A 21,245-nucleotide genomic window follows, 5' to 3' on the forward strand; every position below is an offset into this window, starting at 1 on the left:
ACCTGGAGCCGACATGACGACACCGATCTCTCCCCCGCCGCAGTGGTCGCGGCGCCGCCAGGAAAAGCAGCGGCGCCTCGAGCGCGTGCGCGGCCTGGCTGACGGCGCGGTGCTGCCGCGCGAACGCCTGGTCGCCGCGCTGGAGGCGCTGATCGCGCCGGGCGATCGGGTGGTGCTGGAAGGCAACAACCAGAAGCAGGCGGATTTCCTCTCCCGTTCGCTGGCGCGGGTCGATCCCGGCAAGCTGCACGACCTGCACATGATCATGCCCAGCGTCGGCCGCCCGGAGCATCTCGACCTGTTCGAACTGGGCATCGCGCGCAAGCTCGACTTCTCCTTCTCCGGCCCGCAGAGCTTGCGCATCGGCCAGTTGCTCGAAGACGGCCTGCTGGAGATCGGCGCGATCCACACCTACATCGAGCTGTACGCGCGGCTGGTGGTCGACCTGATCCCCAACGTGGCGCTGGTCGCCGGTTTCGTCGCCGACCGCGAAGGCAACGTGTACACCGGGCCGAGCACGGAAGACACCCCGGCGCTGGTGGAGCCCACCGCGTTCAGCGACGGCATCGTCATCGTCCAGGTCAACCGTATCGTCGACGACCCGCGCGACCTGCCGCGAGTGGATATCCCGGCGTCCTGGGTGGACTTCGTGGTCGAGGCCGACCAGCCGTTCTACATCGAGCCGCTGTTCACCCGCGACCCGCGCCACATCAAGCCGGTCCACGTGCTGATGGCGATGATGGCGATCCGCGGCATCTACCAGCGGCACAACGTGCAGTCGCTGAACCACGGCATCGGCTTCAACACCGCGGCCATCGAGCTGATCCTGCCGACCTACGGCGAGTCCCTCGGCCTGAAGGGCAAGATCTGCCGACACTGGACCCTCAACCCGCACCCGACCCTTATCCCCGCCATCGAGAGCGGCTGGGTCGAGAGCGTGCACTGCTTCGGCACCGAGCTGGGCATGGAGGGCTACATCGCCCAGCGTCCCGACGTGTTCTTCACCGGTCGCGACGGCTCGCTGCGTTCCAATCGGATGTTCTGCCAACTGGCAGGACAATACGCCGTCGACCTGTTCATCGGCGCTACCCTCCAGGTCGACGGCGACGGCCATTCCTCCACCGTCACCCGCGGACGCCTGGCCGGCTTCGGCGGCGCCCCGAACATGGGCCACGACCCGCGCGGCCGGCGCCACTCGACGCCGGCCTGGCTGGACATGCGGGGCGAACCCGAGGCCTTGCTGGAGCGCGGCAGGAAGCTGGTGGTGCAGATGGTCGAGACCTTCCAGGACGGCGGCAAGCCGACCTTCGTCGAGCGTCTCGACGCGCTGGAGGTGGCGCGCCAGACCGGCATGCCGCTGGCGCCGGTGATGATCTATGGCGACGACGTCACCCATGTGCTCACCGAGGAAGGCATCGCCTACCTGTACAAGGCGCGCTCCCTGGAGGAACGCCAGGCGATGATCGCGGCGGTGGCGGGGATCAGTCCGATCGGCCTGCGCCACGATCCGCGCGAGACCCAGCGGATGCGCCGCGAAGGGCTGATCGCGCTGCCCGAGGACCTCGGCATCCGCCGCACCGACGCCTCGCGCGAGCTGCTGGCGGCGAAGAGCATCGCCGAGCTGGTCGAGTGGTCCGGCGGGCTGTACCAGCCGCCGGCGCGTTTCAGGAGCTGGTGATGAACGCCATCGCGAACCTCGCGGCGACGCCGTGCGCCGACCTCGGCGAATGCCTGGCCGACCTGGCGGTGGACGCCCTCATCGACGAAGCCGAACTGTCGCCCAAGCCGGCCCTGGTGGACCGCCGCGGCAATGGCGCGCATGCCGACCTGCACCTGGGCCTGATGCAGGCCTCGGCGCTGAGCCTGTGGCCGTGTTTCAAGGAAATGGCCGACGCCGCCCAGCGGCATGGGCGCATCGATGCGCGCCTGCGCGGCGTCCTTGGCCAACTGGGGCGCGACGGCGAGGCGGCGATGCTGCGTACCACCGAAGGCGTGAACACCCATCGCGGAGCGATCTGGGCGCTCGGCCTGCTGGTCGCGGCCGCCGCTCTCGAACCGCGCCGCACGCAGGCCGGCGAAGTGGCCGCGCGCGCAGGACGCATCGCCCTGCTCGACGATCCGGCGGCCGCCATCGGCGACAGCCACGGCGAGCGCGTCCGTCGGCGCTACGGCGTCGGCGGCGCCCGCGAGGAGGCGCGTCTCGGCTTCCCCCGCGCAGTGCGCCACGGCCTGCCGCAGCTATGGCGCAGCCGCGAAGGCGGCGCTGGCGAGCAGAACGCCAGGCTCGATGCGCTGCTGGCGATCATGAGCGTCCTCGACGATACCTGCGTGCTGCACCGCGCCGGCCGCGTCGGCCTCGCCGTGATGCAGGATGGCGCCCGCGCGGTGCTCGCCGCCGGCGGCAGCGCCAGTCTCGCCGGGCGTCGCCGCCTGTGCGAGCTGGACCGCCGCCTGCTGGCGCTGAACGCTTCGCCCGGCGGCGCCGCCGACCTGCTGGCCGCCTGTCTTTTCCTCGATCGCCTGCCCGCCGTGTCCGGTGGGTGGGCTGGGAGTCTCTGAGATGGAAACCCTGACCTTCGAATTTCCCGCCGGCGCTCCGGCGCGCGGTCGCGCCCTGGCCGGCTGCGTCGGCTCCGGCGACCTGGAGGTGCTGCTCGAGCCGGCCGCCGGAGGCGCGCTGAGCATCCAGGTGGTGACCTCGGTAAACGGCAGCGGCCCGCGCTGGCAACAACTCTTCGCGCGGGTCTTCGCGGCGTCCACGGCGCCGGCCGCGTCGATCCGCATCCACGATTTCGGCGCCACTCCCGGGGTGGTCCGCCTGCGCCTGGAGCAGGCACTGGAGGAGGCTGGCCATGACTGACGTCGCCCGCCTGCTGGCGCTGCGCAGCTTCACCGAACTGGGAGCGCGCCAACGCGCCCGTGCCCTGCTTGACGCGGGCAGCTTCCGCGAGTTGCTCGATCCCTTCGCCGGCGTGCAGTCGCCCTGGCTGGAACGACAGGGCATCGTGCCCCAGGCCGACGATGGGGTAGTGGTCGCCCGTGGCCTCCTCGACGGCCAGCCGGCGGTGCTCGCCGCCATCGAAGGTGCTTTCCAGGGCGGCAGCCTTGGCGAAGTCAGCGGAGCGAAGATCGCCGGCGCGCTGGAGCTGGCCGCCGAGGACAATCGCAACGGCGTTCCGACCCGGGCCCTGCTGTTGCTGGAAACCGGTGGCGTGCGCCTGCAGGAAGCCAACCTCGGACTGGCGGCGATCGCCGAGATCCAGGCGGCCATCGTCGATCTGCAGCGCTACCAGCCGGTGGTGGCGGTGATTGCCGGGCCGGTCGGCTGCTTCGGCGGCATGTCCATCGCCGCCGGGCTGTGCAGCTACGTGCTGGTGACCCGCGAGGCGCGCCTCGGCTTGAACGGTCCGCAGGTGATCGAACAGGAGGCCGGCATCGCTGAATACGACTCGCGCGACCGGCCGTTCATCTGGAGCCTCACCGGCGGCGAGCAGCGCTTCGCCAGCGGTCTCGCCGACGCCTACCTGGCCGACGACCTCGATGAGGTACGCACCTCGGTACTCGCGTATTTCGCCAAGGGCCTGCCGGCACGGCCGCGCTGCCGCCGCGCCGAGGATTACCTGCGGCGGCTGGGCGACCTCGATACCGCCGAGCAACCGGATGCCGCCGGCGTGCGCCGGCTGTACCAGGGGCTGGGCCAAGGAGATGCAACATGAGCCAACCGTTCGCTTCCCGTGGCCTGGCCTGGTTCCAGGCGCTGGCCGGTAGCCTCGCGCCGCGTCCCGGCGATCCTGCTTCGTTGCGCGTCGCCGATGCCGAGCTGGACGGCTACCCGGTGCGTTTCCTGGCCGTCGTGCCCGATCCCGACAATCCGTTCCCGCGCGCTCGCCAGGGCGAGGTCGGGCTGCTCGAGGGCTGGGGCCTGGCCGCCGCCGTCGACGAGGCGCTGGAGGCCGACCGCGAGGCGCCACGCAAGCGCGCGCTGCTGGCCATCGTCGACGTGCCGAGCCAGGCCTACGGCCGCCGCGAGGAGGCCCTGGGTATCCACCAGGCGCTGGCCGGGGCGGTGGATGCCTACGCCCGCGCCCGACTCGCCGGGCATCCGCTGATCGGCCTGCTGGTGGGCAAGGCGATGTCCGGCGCGTTCCTCGCCCACGGCTACCAGGCCAACCGCCTGATCGCCTTGCACGATCCGGGGGTGATGGTCCACGCCATGGGCAAGGCCGCCGCCGCGCGGATCACCCTGCGCAGCGTCGAGGAACTGGAGGCGTTGGCGGCGAAGGTGCCGCCGATGGCCTACGACATCGACAGCTACGCGTCGCTCGGCCTGCTCTGGAGGACCCTTCCGGTGGAGACCGTCGAGGTGCCGTCGACGGCGGACCTGGTGCGGGTCCGCACCTGCCTGGGCGAGGCCCTGGCCGATATCCTCGGCGGCCCGCGCGACCTCGGCGGCCGCCTCGGCGCGGCCAACCGCGAGGCGTCGGCGCGGGTGCGCCGGCTGCTGCGCGAGCAGTGGTGAATTCAGGAGCGAGCCGTGGTCATCGCGAACAGCTCACAGCGGGGCTCCAGCCGGCGACGGCTCGCTCCTGATCCGATGCGTCGCAGGGCAGGGCCGGAACCCCATGACTTGCTCCTGGGCATGGCGCCGGCGCATTTGCCGGAGAATGCTCCGGCCTGGGTCTGCGCGGCACTGAAGGCCGGCTGGCCGGTGGTGGTGCGCCGTGCGCCGGCAGATCCTGCGCGGGTGGCCATCGGCGTGCGCGGCCTGGCGCGGGAGCAGCGCTGGGCCGGCTGGATGCCGTTGGCGGCAATCACCCGGCGCTTGCGCCCGGAAGCGCTGGGCCAGCGCGAGCCGGCGATGCTGCGCGATCTGCCGGCCTGGCGTGCCTTGCGCGACCTGCGTGCGCCGCTGAACGCGCTGGGACTGGCCTGGGGCGTGACCGGCGGCGCCGGTTTCGAGCTGGCCAGCGGGGTCGCCGTGCTGCATCCGGACAGCGACCTCGACCTGCTGCTGCGCACCCCGCGCCCGTTCCCGCGCGATGACGCGCTGCGCCTGCTGCAGTGCTTCGAGCAGTGTCCCTGCCGGATCGACCTGCAACTGCAGACCCCGGCGGGCGGCGTGGCCCTGCGCGAATGGGCCGAGGGTCGGCCCCGGGTGCTGGCGAAAGGCAGCGAGGCGCCGCTGTTGCTGGAAGACCCCTGGCGGATCGCGGAGGTCGAGGCATGAGCGTGCTGTTCGCCTATCCCGGCCAGGGCGCCCAACGTCCCGGCATGCTCGCGGCCTTGCCCGACGAACCGCCGGTGCGCGCCTGCCTGGAGCAGGCGGCGGACTGTCTCGGCCAGGCGCCGGCCGAACTGGAGAGCGCCGAGGCCTTGCACGGCACCCGCGCGGTGCAGTTGTGCCTGCTGATCGCCGGGGTCGCCGCCAGCCGCCTGCTGGAGACGCGCGGGCATCGGCCGGGGCTGGTCGCCGGGCTGTCCATCGGCGCCTATCCGGCGGCGGTGGTAGCCGGCGCGCTGGACTTCGACGACGCGCTGCGTCTGGTGGCGCTGCGTGGCGAACTGATGCAGGCCGCCTGGCCCGAGGGCTACGGGATGAGCGCCATCCTCGGTCTCGAACAGGCGCAACTGGAAGCGCTGATCCTGGCGGTGCGGCGCGAGCACCCGCCGCTCTACCTGGCCAACGTCAACGCCGAGCGGCAACTGGTGGTGGCCGGCAGCGAAGCGGCTCTGGCCGCCCTCGCCGAACGCGCCCGTGCCGCCGGCGCCAGCGCGGCGAAGCGCCTGGCGGTGAGCGTACCGTCGCACTGTGCGCTGCTCGACGAACCGGCCGCGCGCCTGGCCGAAGCCTTCGCCGGCATCCGCCTGCATCGGCCGCGCGTGCCCTACCTGAGCAGCAGCCGGGCGCGCCTGGTCGCCGAACCGGCCGCGCTGGCCGACGATCTCGCCGGCAACATGGCGCGCCGCGTCGAGTGGCTGGCGACATTGCGCAGCGCCTACGAGCGCGGTGCCCGCCTGCATCTCGAGCTGCCGCCGGGACGGGTCCTCAGCGGTCTGGCGCGGCCTCTGTTCGGCTGCGCCACGCCGGCCTTCGAAGGCTCCCGGGCGGATACCCTGGACGCGCTGTTGCGCGAGGAGGAAAAGAGAACCCGATAAGCGTTCGTTCGAGGCATAAAAACAACAACATCGATCCGCAACCGAGGACAACAATAATGATTATCTACGGTGTCGCACTGCTGTCTCTGTGTACCCTCGCCGGGCTGTTCATCGGCGAGATCCTTGGCGTGCTGCTCGGCGTGCCGGCCAACGTCGGTGGCGTCGGCATCGCCATGCTGCTGCTGATCTTCGTCGGCAGCTACCTGGGCAAGCGTGGCCTGCTCTCGGCGAAGACCGAGCAGGGCGTGGAGTTCTGGAGCGCGGTCTACATTCCCATCGTGGTCGCCATGGCCGCCCAGCAGAATGTCCTCGGCGCGCTGAGCGGCGGGCCGGCCGCTATCCTCGCCGGCATCGCCGCGGTCGCCGTGGCCTTCGCCCTGGTCCCGCTGCTCGACCGCTTCGGCCGGAAGAAAGCCGAAGGCGCCCGGCCATTGAAACCGCGCACCAGCGTGCAGGGGTGAGCGCCATGTTCGAGTCCCTGAACAAAGTCATCAATGGCTACGGCCTGATCAGCGGCTTCGCCATCATCGGCGTGACCATGGCGGTGTCCTACTGGTTGTCGGCGCGCCTCACCCGCGGGCGCCTGCACGGCTCGGCGATCGCGATCTTCCTCGGCCTGGTGCTGTCCTACGTCGGCGGCGTCGCCACCGGCGGGCAGAAAGGATTGGTGGACGTGCCCCTGATGTCCGGTATCGGCCTGCTGGGTGGCGCCATGCTGCGCGACTTCGCCATCGTCGCCACGGCCTTCGGGGTGAATGTCGAGGAGCTGCGTCGGGCAGGGGTTTCCGGGGTGGTGTCGCTGTTCCTCGGGGTCGGTTCGTCGTTCGTCGCCGGGGTCGCGGTGGCCATGGCGTTCGGCTACACCGATGCGGTCAGCCTGACCACCATCGGCGCCGGCGCGGTCACCTACATCGTCGGACCGGTGACCGGCGCCGCCCTGGGGGCCAGCTCCGAGGTGATGGCGCTGAGCATCGCCGCCGGGTTGGTGAAGGCGATCCTGGTGATGGTCCTGACGCCTTTCGTCGCGCCCTACATCGGCCTGAACAATCCACGTACGGCGGTGATCTTCGGTGGTCTCATGGGCACCTCCAGCGGCGTCGCCGGCGGCCTCGCCGCCACCGACCCGAAGCTGGTGCCCTACGGTTGCCTGACCGCGGCGTTCTATACCGCCATCGGTTGCCTGCTGGGGCCGTCGCTGCTGTATTTCAGCGTGCGCGGCCTGGTTGGGTGAGCGGGCTCGTCCGGGCACCCTCTCCCTGAAGGGCGAGGGTTGGGGAGAGGTCAGCGGGCTGGACTTCCGTCCGCTATCCCGCCGCCTCCTGCTCCAGGCGCAGGCTGTACATCCGGCACTCCGCGAGCAATGCCAGCAGGTTCGGGTCGCGCTCCTTGGCCTTGAGGAACACCACGCCGATGTGCTGCTGCAGGCGATAGCGCGGTTGCAGCGGGATCAGCCGCACGCGGTTCTCGTAGACCGCCTCGATGCGTTTGGGCAGCAGCGCATGGCCGACCCCCGAGCTGACCATGCTGAGGAGGGTGAATATGTCGTTCACCTGCATGGCGATCTGCGGTTCGAAGCCGGCCTGCTGGAACACCCGGGTGCCGTCCTGATGGGTGGCGAAGCCCTGGGTGAGCGTGACGAAGGGCGTGTCGCGCAGGGTGCTGAGATCGATCTCGGCGAGCCTGGCGTAGGGCGAGTCCACCGGCACGGCGAGGAAGATGTCATCGGAGAACAGCGGCAGGTGCTCGCAGTCGGGATCGCTGACGCTGTCGTTGAGCGACACCAGGATGGCGTCCAGCTCCATGTTCTTCAGCTGGTAGAACAGATCGACGTTGGAGCCGAGGATCAGGTCGATGTTCAGCGCGCTGCGTCGCAGCTTGAGGCCCATGATCAGTTGCGGCACGGTCTTCACCGTCAGCGAATAGAGCGCGCCGAGCTTGAAACGCTCGGCGGAGAAGCCGGCCGCCTCGCGGGTCAGGCGCACCGTGTCGAGTACCTCCTGGACCAGCTTCTGCGCGCGCTCCTCGAGCACGTAGGCGCTTTCCAGCGGGGTCAGGTTGCGTCCCTCGTGCTTGAACAGCGGGCAGCGCAGGGCGCTTTCCAGCGAGTGGATGGCGCGGTGCACGCTGACGTTGCTGGTGCCCAGTTCCGCCGCCGCGCGCGCCAGGTTGCCGGTGCGCATGAAGGCGAGGAAGGTTTCCAGCTTCTTGAGGGTGATTTCTTCGTCGATCAGCATCCGCGTTCCCCTGGCCGGTGGCGTCGGGGGATTGTGCCTGAGGCGGCGCGGGAGGGGTAAAAAGGGCCGTCATGTCCTAGCGCGTGGCGGAGCATGACGGCCTGGAAACGCCTTGGGGAAGGCGGAGTTGCACTGACCGGATGGAATCCCGCTTCGGCAGCCTGAGCCGCCGATAGGCTAACGGAACTCAGCGGATGGAGCGGATGGTGCCCTTGCTGCCGGTGACCTGCCGGACCGGGGTGGTCCGGAGCGCCGGCCACCCTAGCAACGGAGGCTTTTTGCCACAGTCATTGGATTCGTCTTTGTCAGAAAGAAAGTTCCTCTTGGAATGTCGGAAAGCTGAGGGTCAGTGCCGGCGCTCGGCAAGCTTGCCCAGTTGCTCCCGGCAGTAGTCGACGAACAATCGTGCCGGCTTGGTCAGTTGCGCGCGTTTCAGCCAGGCGGCGGCGAGCCCGGAGGTGGACACCGGCTCGGCGAGGTCGACCATGACCACCTTCTTGCCGTCGTAGGTGCATTCCGAATGCGGGCGGGTGACCAGCAGGGAGAAGCCGAAGCCCTGGCCGACCATGCCGCGCACCATCTCGATGGACGGCGAGCTGAAGGCGATGTTCGGCGTCAGGCCGAGTTCCTCGAACAGGCTGACGAAATAGGTGCGGCTGGGCTGCACGTCGAGCAGGATCATCGGTTCCAGGCACAGGTCGCGCAGCGACACTTGCGCCTGCCCGGCGAAGCGGTGCCCTTCGGGGAGCAGCGCATGGGGTCGTTGCGGCGGCATCAGCGGCTCGGTCTCGATGGTCGAGTCGAGGTCGTGCTCGTAGAGGAAGGCCAGGTCGAAGCGCCCGGAGGTGAGGCCTTGCACCAGTTCCTGCTGCTCGCCGTCGCGTATGCGGATCTCCACCCCCGGATAGGCCTGGCGAAAGCCGGCGATCAGGCCCGGCAGGTAGAGCGGGGCGACCGTCTCGAAGCAGCCGATGTCGATCTGCCCGGCGATCACGTCGTTGTCGGCCAGGGCGTTCTGCTCGAACTCGTGAGCCATCCGCAGCAGTTCCTGGGCCTTGCGGTAGAAGCGCGCGCCGGCGGGGGTCAGCGACACGCCCTGGGCGTGGTGGCGGATGAACAGCTGCACGCCGAAGCTTTCCTCCAGACCCTTCACCGCGGTGGAGATCGACGGCTGGGCGATGTACAGCTTGCGCGAGGCCTCGGCCACGCTGCCGCATTCCACGGTGGTCACGAAATACTTGAGTTGCCGCAAGGTATAGGACGCCACTGCAAGACCTCATCGGCGCATCATCCTCCCCGGGCCGGGCGTGCGCGCCTCGATTGTTGTGTCCGCCGCGCTGCAAGCAAGTTGCAGGCCGCTGCCGAGCGTCGCGGCGCTGGCCGCGACGACGATTGCCCGCCTGCACGATAACCCAGCACGACGCACTTTGCCGGGGCACGCCTGGCCAGCTTTTTCTTATGTCCCGAGGACATTTTTAATAATTTTCCTTCGCCGCGGCTTGCGCGACCATCCTTCCCCATCGACCCCATGGACAGCGGTCCGCCTCCCGGCGGTCCGGGCCATGCGTGCAGAACCACGACCGGCGCAGACCGGCGAGATAACAAGGAGAAGGTGGGGTGTTCGAACTCAGCGATTGGCAACGGCGCGCCGCGACACAGCGCTTCATCGACCAGGCCCTGATCGGCGGCCGCCAGCGTCCAGCCGCCAGCGGCGCTACCTTCGACGCCATCGATCCGGCGAGCAATCGCCTGCTGGCGCGGGTCGCGGCCTGCGATGCGGCCGACGTCGACGCGGCAGTGGCCGCCGCCCGCCGCGCCTTCGACGAAGGCCCCTGGGCGCGTCTCGCCCCGGTCGAGCGCAAGCGCGTGCTGCTGCGCCTGGCCGAGCTGATGCTGGCCCATCGCGAAGAGCTGGCGCTGCTCGACTCGCTGAACATGGGCAAGCCGGTGATGGACGCCTGGAACATCGATGTACCCGGCGCCGCCCACGTCTTCGCCTGGTATGCGGAAAGCCTCGACAAGCTCTACGACCAGGTCGCGCCGACCGCCCAGCAGACCCTGGCCACCATTACCCGCGTGCCGCTGGGGGTGATCGGCGCGGTGGTGCCGTGGAACTTCCCGCTCGACATGGCCGCCTGGAAGCTCGCCCCGGCCCTGGCCGCCGGCAACTCGGTGGTGCTCAAGCCGGCCGAGCAGTCGCCGTTCTCCGCCCTGCGCCTGGCCGAGCTGGCCCTGGAGGCGGGGGTGCCGGAAGGCGTGCTGAACGTGGTGCCGGGCCTCGGCGAGCAGGCCGGCAAGGCCCTCGGCTTGCACCCGGAGGTGGACGCACTGGTGTTCACCGGCTCCACCGAGGTCGGCAAGTACTTCATGCAGTATTCCGCGCAATCCAACCTCAAGCAGGTCTGGCTGGAGTGCGGCGGCAAGAGTCCGAACCTGGTGTTCGCCGATTGCCGCGATCTTGACCAGGCGGCGGAAAAGGCCGCCTTCGGCATTTTCTTCAACCAGGGCGAGGTCTGTTCGGCGAACTCGCGCTTGCTGGTGGAGCGTTCGATCCACGACGAGTTCGTCGAGCGCCTGCTGGCCAAGGCCCGCGACTGGCAGCCGGGCGATCCGCTGGACCCGGCCAGCCGCGCCGGCGCCATCGTCGACCGCCGGCAGACCGCCGGGATTCTCGCCGCCATCGAGCGGGCGCAAGGCGAGGGCGCGACCCTGCTCGGCGGTGGCCGCCAGTTGACGATCAACGGTTCGGACAACTTCATCGAACCGACCCTGTTCGGCGACGTACGCCCGGACATGCAGCTGGCCCGCGAGGAAATCTTCGGTCCGGTGCTGGCGATCAGCGCCTTCGACTCCGAGGACGAGGCCATACGCCTGGCCAACGACAGCCGCTACGGCCTCGCCGCCTCGCTGTGGAGCGACGACCTGCACCGTGCACACCGGGTGGCGCGGCGCTTGAATGCCGGAACGGTGTCGGTGAATACCGTGGACGCGCTGGACGTCGCGGTGCCTTTCGGCGGCGGCAAGCAGTCCGGCTTCGGTCGCGACCTGTCGCTGCATTCCTTCGACAAGTACACCCAGTTGAAGACGACCTGGTTCCAGTTGCGCTGAAGACGCGACGGACGCGACACGACTCGATGCCGATAACGACAACAAGAGGACGATCGAATGAACGACACGCCGAACGTGCGTGAGCCGGCCCTGCGCCGCGTGCTCGGGCTGGGACCGCTGCTGGCGGTGGCCATCGGCCTGGTGGTTTCCCAGGGCGTGATGGTACTGATGCTGCAAGGCGCCGGGACGGCCGGCCTGGGCTTCATCGTGCCGCTGGGAGTGGCCTACCTGCTGGCGCTGAGCTACGCCTTTTCCTTTTCCGAGCTGGCCCTGATGATTCCCCGCGCCGGTAGCCTGAGCAGCTACACCGAGGTGGCCATCGGGCATTTCCCGGCGATCCTGGCGACCTTTTCCGGCTACGTGGTGGTGGCGATGTTCGCCCTCTCGGCGGAACTGCTGCTGCTCGACCTGATCATCGGCAAGGTCTACCCCGGCGCGCTGCCGCCGATGCTGGTGGCCTACGGCGTGCTCGGCCTGTTCACCCTGCTCAACCTGCTCGGCATCGACATCTTCGCGCGCCTGCAGAGCGCGCTGGCGCTGCTGATGATGATCGTCCTGCTGGTGCTCGGCCTGGGTGCGGTGAGCAGCGACCACGCTTCCGCGCAGACCGCCCTGGCGAGCGGCTGGAACCCGCTCGGGGTAAGCGCCCTGGCGCTCACCGCGATGGCCGTGTGGGGCTTCGTCGGCGCCGAGTTCGTCTGCCCGCTGGTGGAGGAGACGCGGCGTCCGGAGCGCAACATCCCGCGTTCGATGATCCTCGGCCTGAGCATCATCTTCCTGACCATCGCCCTCTACTGCTTCGGTGCGCTGCTGTGCATCCCGCAGGCGGAACTGGCCGGCGACCCGCTGCCACACTTCCTCTTCGCCAACCGCGTGTTCGGCGAGTACGGCCAGCTGTTCCTGGTGATCGCCGCGATCACCGCCACCTGCAGCACCCTCAACTCGTCGCTGGCGGCGATCCCGCGGATGCTCTACGGGATGGCGCAGAACGGCCAGGCCTTCCCGCAATTCAAGCAGCTCAGCCGGCGGGCGCGCACGCCCTGGGTGGCGGTGCTGTTCGTCGCCGCGATCACCGGCCTGCCGATCCTGATCCTCGGCCAGGACCCGGACTCGATCAACCTGCTGCTGCTCGCCGCCGCGCTGGCCTGGCTGCTGGCCTACATCATCGCCCACGTCGACGTGCTGGCCCTGCGCCGTCGCTATCCGCACATCGCCCGTCCGTTCCGCACGCCGTTCTACCCGCTGCCGCAACTGTTCGGCATCGCCGGGATGATCTACGCGGTGGTCCACGTCTCGCCGACCCCGGAAATGACCGGACGGATCTTCGCCAGCGCCGGCGTGGTGCTCGGCGTGGTCTCGCTGGTGGCGGTGGTGTGGATCAAGGGCGTGATGCGCAAGCCCCTCTTCGTACCCGAACCGCTCGAGACGGCCGGTGAGACTGCCCAGGGCAAGTCCGTCGCCCTCGATCCCCTGCAATCCCCTTCGGCCTGACGCGCCAAGGGAACAAGGAGAACACAGACGATGACCGCTCAGCTCAACCCGCAGCGCGACACCCGCGACTACCAGCAACTGGACGCCGCGCACCACATCCACGCCTTCCTCGACCAGAAGGCGCTGAACCGCGAAGGCCCGCGGGTGATGGTCCGCGGCGATGGCCTGCAGCTCTGGGACAACGACGGCAAGCGTTACCTGGACGGCATGTCCGGCCTCTGGTGCACCAACCTCGGCTACGGCCGCCAGGACCTCGCCGCCGCCGCCAGCCGCCAGCTGGAACAACTGCCGTACTACAACATGTTCTTCCACACCACCCACCCGGCGGTGGTGGAGCTTTCCGAGATGCTCTTCAGCCTGCTGCCGGACCACTACAGCCACGCGATCTACACCAACTCCGGCTCCGAGGCCAACGAGGTGCTGATCCGTACCGTGCGGCGCTACTGGCAGATCCTCGGCAAGCCGCAGAAGAAGATCATGATCGGCCGCTGGAACGGCTACCACGGCTCGACCCTGGGCAGCACCGCGCTCGGCGGGATGAAGTTCATGCACGAGATGGGCGGCATGCTGCCGGACTTCGCCCACATCGACGAACCCTACTGGTACGCCAACGGCGGCGAGCTGAGCCCGGCCGAGTTCGGTCGCCGCGCGGCGCTGCAACTGGAGGAGAAGATCCTCGAACTGGGCGCGGAGAACGTCGCCGCCTTCGTCGCCGAGCCCTTCCAGGGCGCCGGCGGCATGATCTTCCCGCCGCAAAGCTATTGGCCGGAGATCCAGCGCATCTGCCGGCAGTACGACGTGCTGCTGTGCGCCGACGAAGTGATCGGCGGCTTCGGCCGCACCGGCGAATGGTTCGCCCACGAACACTTCGGCTTCCAGCCGGACACCCTGTCCATCGCCAAGGGCCTGACGTCCGGCTACATCCCCATGGGCGGCCTGGTACTCGGCAAGCGCATCGCCGAGGTGCTGGTGGAGCAGGGCGGGGTGTTCGCCCACGGCCTGACCTATTCCGGCCACCCGGTGGCGGCGGCGGTGGCCATCGCCAACCTCAAGGCGCTGCGCGACGAGGGCGTGGTCACGCGGGTCAGGGAGGAGACCGGCCCCTACCTGCAACGCTGCCTGCGCGAGGTCTTCGGCGACCATCCGCTGGTCGGCGAGGTCCAGGGCGCCGGCTTCGTCGCCGCGCTGCAGTTCGCCGAGGACAAGGCGACCCGCAAGCGCTTTGCCAACGAGAACGATCTGGCCTGGCGCTGCCGCACCATCGGCTTCGAGGAGGGCGTGATCATCCGCTCCACCCTCGGCCGCATGATCATGGCCCCGGCGCTGGTGGCCGGGCGTGCCGAGATCGACGAACTGATCGACAAGACCCGTATCGCGGTGGATCGTACCGCGCGCGAGATCGGCGTGCTCTGACGCGCCCCGGCGGCCCGGCCTCGGCCGGGTCGCCTGCGACACGGAGCGTCCCCCCATAACGACGATGCGGCGCCTGGCGACCGCGCGCGGAACCGTTTCGGCCTCTGGCCGGCAACTGCCTCAGCAACATCACAACAATGCCAATCGGCTGTGGGAGTGTTCCATGTTCAAGTCCTTGCACCAGTACGCACACGTGTTTTCCCGGTTGTCCCTGTTCGGCCTGGCGTTCGCCGCGGCGGCCCAGGCGCAGAGCCAGAGCCTGACGGTGATCTCCTTCGGCGGCGCGACCAAGGCCGCCCAGGAACAGGCCTATTTCAAACCCTTCGAGCGAAGCGGCGGCGGGCAGGTGGTCGCCGGCGAATACAACGGCGAAATGGCCAAGGTGAAGGCCATGGTCGACGTCGGCAAGGTCAGCTGGGACGTGGTCGAGGTGGAGAGCCCCGAACTGCTCCGCGGCTGCGACGAGGGGCTGTTCGAACGCCTCGACCCGGCGCGTTTCGGCGACCCCGCGCAGTTCGTCCCCGGCACTTTCAGCGAGTGCGGGGTGGCCACCTACGTCTGGTCGATGGTGATGGCCTACGACTCGACGAAGCTGGCCAGGGCGCCGCAGTCCTGGGCGGATTTCTGGAACGTCCGCGAGTTCCCCGGCAAGCGTGGCCTGCGCAAGGGCGCCAAGTACACCCTGGAAGTGGCGTTGCTGGCCGACGGGGTGAAGGCGGAGGACCTCTACAAGGTACTTGCCACCCCGGAGGGGGTCAGCCGCGCCTTCGCCAAGCTCGACCAGCTCAAGCCGAACATCCAGTGGTGGGAGGCCGGCGCCCAGCCGCCGCAATGGCTGGCGGCCGGCGACGTGGTGATGAGCGCGGCCTACAACGGGCGCATCGCCGCTGCGCAGAAGGAGGGGGTGAAACTGGCCATCGTCTGGCCCGGCAGTCTCTACGATCCGGAGTACTGGGCGGTGGTGAAGGGCACGCCGAACAAGGCGCTGGCGGAGAAATTCATCGCCTTCGCCAGCCAGCCGCAGACGCAGAAGGTGTTCTCCGAGCAGATCCCCTACGGGCCGGTACACAAGGGCACCCTGGCGTTGCTGCCGAAGACGGTGCAGGAGGCGCTGCCGACCGCGCCGGCCAACCTCGAAGGCGCGCGGGCGGTGGATGCCGAGTTCTGGGTGGACCACGGCGAGGAACTGGAACAGCGTTTCAATGCCTGGGCGGCGCGCTGAGCGCGCTGCGCGTCGGCAAAAAAACGACGGGCCCCAAGTCGTCCGGGCCCGTCGGGTCAAAGCGCTGACGGGGTGATCAGCGCAGCTCTTCCAACAACCCCTGCAGATACCGACAGCCCTCGGTATCCAGCGCCTGCACCGGAAGGCGCGGCGCCCCCACCTCCAGGCCGGAGAGGCCCAGGCCGGCCTTGATGGTGGTCGGCAGGCCCCGGCGGAGGATGAAGTCGAGCAGCGGCAACTGCCGGTAGAACAGCGCGCGGGCCTTCTCCAGGTCGCCGTCGAGCACCGCCTGGTAGAGCTGGCCGTTGAGCGTCGGGATCAGGTTCGGCGCGGCGCTGCACCAGCCTTTCGCGCCGGCCACGAAGGCTTCCAGCGCCAGCGGGTTGCAGCCGTTGTAGAAGGGCACCCGGCCTTCGCCGAGCAGGCGCAGCTTGTGCATGCGCTGGATGTCGCCGGTGCTCTCCTTGACCATGGTCACGTTGTCCACTTCGCGGACGATGCGCAGGATCAGTTCCACCGACATGTCGATGCCGCTGGTGCCCGGGTTGTTGTAGAGCATCACCGGCACGCCGATGGCTTCGCCCACCGCGCGGTAGTGCTGGAACACTTCCGCCTCGTTGAGCTTCCAGTAGGAGATCGGCAGGACCATCACCGCCTCGGCGCCGAGGGATTCGGCGAACTGCGCGCGGCGCACGGTCTTGGCGGTGGTCAGGTCGGAGACGCTGACGATGGTCGGCACGCGATGGGTGACGGTCTTCAGGGTGAAGTCGACCACCTCGTCCCATTCCGAGTCGCTCAGGTAGGCGCCTTCGCCGGTGCTGCCGAGCGGGGCGATGGCGTGCACGCCGCCGTCGATCAGGCGCTCGATGGAGCGGCCGAGGGCCGGCAGGTCGAGACCGCCGTCGGCGGCGAAGGGGGTGATGGTGTAGCCGATGATGCCGTGGATGGATGCGGACATTGGATGTACCCGTGACATTGAGTGGGAAATGCCAGGACGGACCTGGTGGGAAAGGTCGTTCAGCTCAGGCAGTCGCTGTTGCGCGGCAGGCAGCGCCGGGCGTAGTAGTTGAATGCGGCGCCGTGGCGCTTCGGGGTGGAGATCCAGTCGTGGGCCTCGCGCGCCAGGGCCGGCGGGATCGGCTTGATCTCCCCGGCGGCCATCGCCAGCAACTGCATCTTCGCCGCGCGCTCGAGCAGCACCGCGATCACGCAGGCCTCCTCGATGCTTGCACCGGTGGCCAGCAGGCCGTGATGGGAGAGCAGGATGGCGCGCTTGTCGCCGAGGGCGGCGGAGATGATCTCGCCTTCCTCGTTGCCTACCGGCACGCCCGGCCAGTCCTTGAGGAAGGCGCAGTCGTCGTATAGCGGGCAAAGGTCCATGTGCGAGACCTGCAGCGGTACTTCCAGGGTCGACAGCGCGGCGATGTGCAGCGGGTGGGTGTGGATGATGCAGTTGACGTCCGGGCGGGCGCGATAGACCCAGCTGTGGAAGCGATTGGCCGGATTCGCCATGCCGTGCCCGTGGAGGACGTTGAGGTCTTCGTCGACCAGCAGCAGGTTGCCGGCGCTGATCTCGTCGAAGCCCAGGCCCAGTTGCTGGGTGTAGTAGGTCCCCGCCTCCGGGCCGCGCGAGGTGATCTGCCCGGCGAGCCCGGAGTCGTGGCCGGCCTCGAAGAGAATCCGGCAGGTCAGGGCCAGCTTTTGCCGGTCAGTCCACGTATTATCGCCGAGGCTGCTTTTCATCTGCTTCAGCGCGTGCTGGATCAGTTGATCCTTGGGTAATTCCAGTGTCGTAGCCATGCGAGGTTCCTTTGACGGAGCGAGTCGGGGGAAACGCCAGGCAGTTGCGCGCCACGCAACGACCCGGCTGTAAATGACACGGATCAAGTTATATGACACAAAGTGTCATTAGCAAGAGAAAAGTTTCATCGCCATCGGGAGAAGGCTGTCCTCAATGTCCATGCGCTTGAAATTGCTGAGAAAAAAACTCGGGGTCACGCTGGAGACCCTGGCTGAGAAGACCGGCCTGACCAAGAGCTACCTGTCCAAGGTCGAGCGCGGGCTGAACACGCCGTCCATTGCCGCCGCGCTGAAGCTGGCGAAGGCGTTGAACGTGCAGGTGGAGGAGCTGTTCTCCGAGGAAAGCGACGGTGTCGACGGCTACAGCATCGTTCGTCGCGACCAGCGCAAGTCGCTGTCCAGCGGCGACGACGGCCCGGCCTACGCCTCCCTCGCGCAGCAGATCGGCGCCCGCGCGCTGTTGCCGTTCATCGTCCACCCCCCGCGCGATTTCAGTCACTCGACGTTCAAGGAGCACCTCGGCGAAGAGTTCATCTTCGTCCATGAGGGCCAGGTCGAGGTCGACTTCATGAACCAGCGGATCATCCTCGAGCGCGGCGACGCCCTGCATTTCAACGCACAGAAGCCGCACCGCATCCGCTCCCTGGGGGAGACCCAGGCGGAATTGCTGGTGGTGATCCACAGCGACGAATGAGGCGACGGCTTCGGTCGATCGGATGCTTGCTAACGTTCTGTTCGATTATCGAACTGTTAATCGATTATCGGATTGTGAGCCCTCGGACCCCGGCGTAAGGTTCTCGTCACGTGCCGTCCAGGCAGCGCACAACAAGACGAGACCCGACCGATGGCTGAAATCCTCTCCCTGCGCGAAGCGGTGCGACGCTTCGTCCACGATGGCGACAGCGTCGCCCTCGAAGGCTTCACTCACCTGATCCCGACGGCCGCCGGCCACGAGCTGATCCGCCAGGGCAGGAAAGACCTGACGCTGATCCGCATGACTCCCGACCTGGTCTACGACCTGCTGATCGGTGCAGGCTGCGCGAAGAAGCTGGTGTTCTCCTGGGGCGGCAACCCCGGCGTCGGTTCGCTGCACCGCCTGCGCGACGCGGTGGAGAAGGGCTGGCCGCAACCGCTGGAGATCGAGGAACACAGCCACGCCGACCTCGCCAACGCCTATGTCGCCGGCGCCTCCGGGCTGCCCTTCGCAGTGCTGCGCGCCTACGCCGGCTCCGACCTGCCGAAGGTCAACCCGCTGATCCGCAGCGTCACCTGCCCGTTCACCGGCGAAGTGCTGGCGGCGGTGCCCTCGGTGCGCCCGGACGTCAGCGTGATCCACGCGCAGAAGGCCGACCGCAAGGGCAACGTGCTGCTCTGGGGCATCCTCGGCGTGCAGAAGGAAGCGGCCCTGGCGGCGAAGCGCTGCATCGTCACCGTCGAGGAGATCGTCGACGAACTGGACGCCCCGATGAACGCCTGCGTCCTGCCGAGCTGGGCGCTCAGCGCCGTGTGCCTGGTGCCCGGCGGCGCGCATCCGTCCTATGCCCACGGCTACTACGAGCGCGACAACCGCTTCTACCAGGACTGGGACCCGATCGCCCGCGACCGCGAAAGCTTCACCGCGTGGATCGACGAATACATCCGGGGGACCGAGGATTTCGGCGCCTTCCAGGCCAAGCTCGCGGAGGGCAAGCGATGAGCAGCTACAGCACCAACGAGATGATGACCGTGGCCGCCGCCCGCCGCCTGCACAACGGCGCGGTGTGCTTCGTCGGCATCGGCCTGCCGTCGAAGGCCGCCAACCTGGCGCGCCTGACTTCCTCGCCGGACGTCGTGCTGATCTACGAGTCCGGGCCGATCGGCGCCAAGCCCAGCGTCCTGCCGCTGTCCATCGGCGACGGCGAGTTGGCCGAGACCGCCGATACCGTGGTCCCCACCGGCGAGATCTTCCGCTACTGGCTGCAGGGCGGACGGATCGACGTCGGCTTCCTCGGCGCGGCCCAGGTCGACCGCTTCGGCAACATCAACACCACCGTGATCGGCGACTACCGCCAGCCCAAGGTGCGCCTGCCGGGAGCCGGCGGCGCGCCGGAAATCGCCGGCAGCGCCAAGGAAGTGCTGATCATCCTCAAGCAGTCGCACCGCACCTTCGTCGACAAGCTGGCCTTCGTCACCTCGGTCGGCCATGGCGAGGGCGGCGACTCGCGCCAGCGCCTGGGCCTGCCGGGCAAGGGGCCGGTGGCGATCATCACCGACCTGTGCATCATGGAGCCGGAAGCCGGCAGCAACGAGTTCGTGGTCACTTCGCTGCATCCGGGCGTGACCCGCGAGCAGGTGGTCGAGGCCACCGGCTGGGCGATCCGCTTCGCCGAGCGGGTCGCCGAGACGCCCGCGCCGAGCGAGGTCGAACTCGCCGCGCTGCGCGACCTCGAGGCGCGCACCGCGGCCGCCCATGGACAGAAGGGGAGCGACGAATGAGCCGCGAGGTATTCATCTGCGATGCCGTGCGCACGCCGATCGGCCGTTTCGGCGGCAGTCTTTCCGCGGTGCGCGCCGACGACCTCGCGGCGGTGCCGCTGAAGGCCCTGGTCGAGCGCAACCCGGGGGTCGACTGGTCGGCGTTGGACGAGGTGTTCCTCGGCTGCGCCAACCAGGCCGGCGAGGACAACCGTAACGTGGCGCGCATGGCGCTGCTGCTGGCCGGTTTGCCGGAGAGCGTGCCCGGCGTCACCCTCAACCGCCTCTGCGCCTCGGGGATGGACGCCATCGGCACGGCGTTCCGCGCCATCGCCTGCGGCGAGATGGAGCTGGCCATCGCCGGCGGCGTCGAGTCGATGTCGCGCGCGCCGTACGTGATGGGCAAGGCCGATAGCGCCTTCGGGCGCGGCCAGAAGATCGAGGACACCACCATCGGCTGGCGCTTCGTCAATCCGCTGATGAAGGAGCAGTACGGCATCGACCCGATGCCGCAGACCGCCGACAACGTCGCCGACGACTATCGCGTGTCGCGTGCCGACCAGGATGCCTTCGCCCTGCGCAGCCAGCAGCGCGCCGGCAGGGCGCAGGAGGCCGGTTTCTTCGCCGAGGAAATCGTCCCGGTGACGATTCGCGGGCGCAAGGGCGACACCCTGGTCGAGCACGACGAGCATCCGCGTCCCGACACCACCCTGGAGGCGCTGGCCCGGCTCAAGCCGGTCAACGGGCCGGAGAAGACCGTCACCGCCGGCAACGCGTCCGGGGTCAACGACGGCGCCGCCGCGCTGGTCCTGGCCTCCGCCGAGGCAGTGGAGAAGCACGGCCTGACTCCGCGCGCGCGGGTGCTGGGCATGGCCAGCGCCGGCGTCGCCCCACGGATCATGGGCATCGGCCCGGTGCCGGCGGTGCGCAAGCTGCTGCGGCGCCTGGACCTGGCGATCGACGCCTTCGACGTGATCGAACTCAACGAAGCCTTCGCCAGCCAGGGCCTGGCCTGCCTGCGCGAACTGGGCGTGGCCGACGACAGTGAGAAGGTCAACCCGAACGGCGGTGCCATCGCCCTCGGCCACCCGCTGGGGATGAGCGGTGCGCGGCTGGTCCTCACCGCGCTCCATCAACTTGAGAAGAGCGGCGGCCGGCGCGGCCTGGCGACCATGTGCGTAGGCGTCGGCCAAGGCCTGGCGCTGGCCATCGAGCGGGTCTGACTGGCACAACCGGGTCGCCCGCCCGGTATCAAGAGCGCGCGTCGCGCGGCGCTGCCCATGTTTCGGCGGCGGCGCGGCGCGTGTGCAGCGGAACAGGACGCTCCGTCGCACGGTCAGGATGAAACGGACCCTGTCGAGAGAACA

21 protein-coding genes are annotated in these 21,245 nt (G+C 68.9%); 17 read left to right on the forward strand and 4 right to left on the reverse strand.

Annotation, left to right across the window (positions count from 1 at the left end; all coding sequences use genetic code 11):
* The first annotated feature begins 13 nt into the window (after positions 1-13).
* Genes mdcA through madM form a run of 9 tightly spaced genes read left to right on the forward strand, consistent with a single transcriptional unit; the run spans position 14 to position 7,387 of the window.
* Positions 14-1,678, forward strand: coding sequence for a malonate decarboxylase subunit alpha (mdcA, locus tag ACI766_RS01030; RefSeq protein WP_003145070.1), 1,665 nt, complete (start codon positions 14-16; stop codon positions 1,676-1,678).
* The gene (locus tag ACI766_RS01035) at positions 1,678-2,559 is read left to right on the forward strand and encodes a triphosphoribosyl-dephospho-CoA synthase (RefSeq protein ID WP_012613463.1); all 882 of its coding nucleotides are present in this window, start codon (positions 1,678-1,680) and stop codon (positions 2,557-2,559) included. Before mdcA ends, ACI766_RS01035 begins: the two co-directional genes overlap by 1 nt.
* 1 nt (position 2,560) lies before the next feature.
* Entirely contained in the window at positions 2,561-2,860 is a 300-nt protein-coding gene (locus tag ACI766_RS01040) for a malonate decarboxylase subunit delta (protein ID WP_003084001.1), read from the forward strand.
* Entirely contained in the window at positions 2,853-3,716 is an 864-nt protein-coding gene (locus tag ACI766_RS01045) for a biotin-independent malonate decarboxylase subunit beta (RefSeq protein WP_003084003.1), read from the forward strand. Before ACI766_RS01040 ends, ACI766_RS01045 begins: the two co-directional genes overlap by 8 nt.
* Entirely contained in the window at positions 3,713-4,519 is an 807-nt protein-coding gene (mdcE, locus tag ACI766_RS01050; protein ID WP_003112668.1) for a biotin-independent malonate decarboxylase subunit gamma, read from the forward strand. The genes ACI766_RS01045 and mdcE overlap by 4 nt, the downstream gene beginning before the upstream one ends.
* A gap of 15 nt (positions 4,520-4,534) precedes the next feature.
* The gene (locus ACI766_RS01055) at positions 4,535-5,227 is read left to right on the forward strand and encodes a malonate decarboxylase holo-ACP synthase (RefSeq protein ID WP_003118606.1); all 693 of its coding nucleotides are present in this window, start codon (positions 4,535-4,537) and stop codon (positions 5,225-5,227) included.
* Positions 5,224-6,156, forward strand: a complete 933-nt coding sequence (gene mdcH, locus ACI766_RS01060) for a malonate decarboxylase subunit epsilon (RefSeq protein ID WP_003161013.1) — start codon at positions 5,224-5,226, stop codon at positions 6,154-6,156. The genes ACI766_RS01055 and mdcH overlap by 4 nt, the downstream gene beginning before the upstream one ends.
* A 56-nt stretch (positions 6,157-6,212) precedes the next feature.
* Positions 6,213-6,617, forward strand: coding sequence for a malonate transporter subunit MadL (gene madL / locus ACI766_RS01065; protein WP_003112671.1), 405 nt, complete (start codon positions 6,213-6,215; stop codon positions 6,615-6,617).
* A 5-nt stretch (positions 6,618-6,622) separates the two neighbouring features.
* Complete coding sequence (madM, locus tag ACI766_RS01070) at positions 6,623-7,387, forward strand: malonate transporter subunit MadM (RefSeq protein ID WP_003084016.1); 765 nt, start codon at positions 6,623-6,625, stop codon at positions 7,385-7,387.
* 73 nt (positions 7,388-7,460) lie between these two features.
* On the opposite strand, the gene ACI766_RS01075 is transcribed toward madM, so the two are convergent.
* Both ACI766_RS01075 and ACI766_RS01080 read right to left on the reverse strand, forming a co-directional pair.
* On the reverse strand, positions 7,461-8,390 hold the full coding sequence (locus ACI766_RS01075; RefSeq protein WP_003084019.1) for a LysR substrate-binding domain-containing protein: 930 nt from the start codon (positions 8,388-8,390) through the stop codon (positions 7,461-7,463).
* A 346-nt stretch (positions 8,391-8,736) separates the two neighbouring features.
* On the reverse strand, positions 8,737-9,657 hold the full coding sequence (locus tag ACI766_RS01080) for a LysR substrate-binding domain-containing protein (RefSeq protein ID WP_003084035.1): 921 nt from the start codon (positions 9,655-9,657) through the stop codon (positions 8,737-8,739).
* Positions 9,658-10,007: 350 nt separating this feature from the next.
* Here ACI766_RS01080 and ACI766_RS01085 point away from each other — a divergent pair, with 350 nt between their 5' ends.
* The 4 genes from ACI766_RS01085 to ACI766_RS01100 all read left to right on the forward strand — a co-directional run bounded on the left by ACI766_RS01085 (position 10,008) and on the right by ACI766_RS01100 (position 15,624).
* Positions 10,008-11,498 (forward strand): aldehyde dehydrogenase, encoded by a 1,491-nt coding sequence (locus ACI766_RS01085; protein WP_003101907.1) that lies wholly within the window; start codon positions 10,008-10,010, stop codon positions 11,496-11,498.
* A 57-nt stretch (positions 11,499-11,555) separates the two neighbouring features.
* A complete protein-coding gene (locus ACI766_RS01090) occupies positions 11,556-12,989 on the forward strand; it encodes an APC family permease (protein ID WP_003084045.1) in 1,434 nt (477 codons plus the stop codon).
* A gap of 30 nt (positions 12,990-13,019) precedes the next feature.
* Positions 13,020-14,402 carry an aspartate aminotransferase family protein gene (locus ACI766_RS01095; protein WP_003101901.1) on the forward strand — a complete coding sequence of 461 codons (1,383 nt, stop codon included), beginning with the start codon at positions 13,020-13,022 and terminating at the stop codon, positions 14,400-14,402.
* Between the two features lie 163 nt (positions 14,403-14,565).
* Complete coding sequence (locus ACI766_RS01100) at positions 14,566-15,624, forward strand: ABC transporter substrate-binding protein (RefSeq protein WP_003101898.1); 1,059 nt, start codon at positions 14,566-14,568, stop codon at positions 15,622-15,624.
* Positions 15,625-15,700: 76 nt separating this feature from the next.
* Here the strand turns inward: ACI766_RS01100 and ACI766_RS01105 are convergent, their stop codons facing one another.
* Both ACI766_RS01105 and ACI766_RS01110 read right to left on the reverse strand, forming a co-directional pair.
* Positions 15,701-16,582: a dihydrodipicolinate synthase family protein gene (locus tag ACI766_RS01105; protein ID WP_076938808.1), complete on the reverse strand. Its 882-nt coding sequence runs from the start codon at positions 16,580-16,582 to the stop codon at positions 15,701-15,703.
* A gap of 59 nt (positions 16,583-16,641) precedes the next feature.
* Positions 16,642-17,424, reverse strand: a complete 783-nt coding sequence (locus ACI766_RS01110) for an aldolase (RefSeq protein ID WP_003084054.1) — start codon at positions 17,422-17,424, stop codon at positions 16,642-16,644.
* A gap of 154 nt (positions 17,425-17,578) precedes the next feature.
* Between ACI766_RS01110 and ACI766_RS01115 the strand changes: the two genes are divergently transcribed.
* From ACI766_RS01115 to pcaF, 4 genes are all read left to right on the forward strand, one after another.
* Complete coding sequence (locus ACI766_RS01115) at positions 17,579-18,118, forward strand: helix-turn-helix domain-containing protein (protein ID WP_003112674.1); 540 nt, start codon at positions 17,579-17,581, stop codon at positions 18,116-18,118.
* A 150-nt stretch (positions 18,119-18,268) separates the two neighbouring features.
* Entirely contained in the window at positions 18,269-19,120 is an 852-nt protein-coding gene (locus ACI766_RS01120; RefSeq protein ID WP_003084060.1) for a CoA transferase subunit A, read from the forward strand.
* Complete coding sequence (locus ACI766_RS01125; RefSeq protein ID WP_003084062.1) at positions 19,117-19,899, forward strand: CoA-transferase subunit beta; 783 nt, start codon at positions 19,117-19,119, stop codon at positions 19,897-19,899. The genes ACI766_RS01120 and ACI766_RS01125 overlap by 4 nt, the downstream gene beginning before the upstream one ends.
* Positions 19,896-21,101: a 3-oxoadipyl-CoA thiolase gene (pcaF, locus tag ACI766_RS01130; protein WP_003101891.1), complete on the forward strand. Its 1,206-nt coding sequence runs from the start codon at positions 19,896-19,898 to the stop codon at positions 21,099-21,101. The genes ACI766_RS01125 and pcaF overlap by 4 nt, the downstream gene beginning before the upstream one ends.
* Positions 21,102-21,245 lie beyond the last annotated feature (144 nt).

Origin of the sequence: Pseudomonas sp. DL (genome assembly GCF_047199225.1) — a bacterium.
GTDB lineage: Bacteria > Pseudomonadota > Gammaproteobacteria > Pseudomonadales > Pseudomonadaceae > Pseudomonas > Pseudomonas aeruginosa.

Bases quoted from the DNA above. Each gene is read 5' to 3' on its own strand.
- mdcA (WP_003145070.1), top strand. From the start codon at position 14: ATGACGACACCGATCTCTCCCCCGCCGCAGTGGTCGCGGCGCCGCCAG.
- ACI766_RS01035 (WP_012613463.1), top strand. From the start codon at position 1,678: ATGAACGCCATCGCGAACCTCGCGGCGACGCCGTGCGCCGACCTCGGC.
- ACI766_RS01040 (WP_003084001.1), top strand. From the start codon at position 2,561: ATGGAAACCCTGACCTTCGAATTTCCCGCCGGCGCTCCGGCGCGCGGT.
- ACI766_RS01045 (WP_003084003.1), top strand. From the start codon at position 2,853: ATGACTGACGTCGCCCGCCTGCTGGCGCTGCGCAGCTTCACCGAACTG.
- mdcE (WP_003112668.1), top strand. From the start codon at position 3,713: ATGAGCCAACCGTTCGCTTCCCGTGGCCTGGCCTGGTTCCAGGCGCTG.
- mdcH (WP_003161013.1), top strand. From the start codon at position 5,224: ATGAGCGTGCTGTTCGCCTATCCCGGCCAGGGCGCCCAACGTCCCGGC.
- madL (WP_003112671.1), top strand. From the start codon at position 6,213: ATGATTATCTACGGTGTCGCACTGCTGTCTCTGTGTACCCTCGCCGGG.
- madM (WP_003084016.1), top strand. From the start codon at position 6,623: ATGTTCGAGTCCCTGAACAAAGTCATCAATGGCTACGGCCTGATCAGC.
- ACI766_RS01075 (WP_003084019.1), bottom strand. From the start codon at position 8,390: ATGCTGATCGACGAAGAAATCACCCTCAAGAAGCTGGAAACCTTCCTC.
- ACI766_RS01090 (WP_003084045.1), top strand. From the start codon at position 11,556: ATGAACGACACGCCGAACGTGCGTGAGCCGGCCCTGCGCCGCGTGCTC.
- ACI766_RS01095 (WP_003101901.1), top strand. From the start codon at position 13,020: ATGACCGCTCAGCTCAACCCGCAGCGCGACACCCGCGACTACCAGCAA.
- ACI766_RS01100 (WP_003101898.1), top strand. From the start codon at position 14,566: ATGTTCAAGTCCTTGCACCAGTACGCACACGTGTTTTCCCGGTTGTCC.
- ACI766_RS01105 (WP_076938808.1), bottom strand. From the start codon at position 16,582: ATGTCCGCATCCATCCACGGCATCATCGGCTACACCATCACCCCCTTC.
- ACI766_RS01110 (WP_003084054.1), bottom strand. From the start codon at position 17,424: ATGGCTACGACACTGGAATTACCCAAGGATCAACTGATCCAGCACGCG.
- ACI766_RS01115 (WP_003112674.1), top strand. From the start codon at position 17,579: ATGTCCATGCGCTTGAAATTGCTGAGAAAAAAACTCGGGGTCACGCTG.
- ACI766_RS01120 (WP_003084060.1), top strand. From the start codon at position 18,269: ATGGCTGAAATCCTCTCCCTGCGCGAAGCGGTGCGACGCTTCGTCCAC.
- ACI766_RS01125 (WP_003084062.1), top strand. From the start codon at position 19,117: ATGAGCAGCTACAGCACCAACGAGATGATGACCGTGGCCGCCGCCCGC.
- pcaF (WP_003101891.1), top strand. From the start codon at position 19,896: ATGAGCCGCGAGGTATTCATCTGCGATGCCGTGCGCACGCCGATCGGC.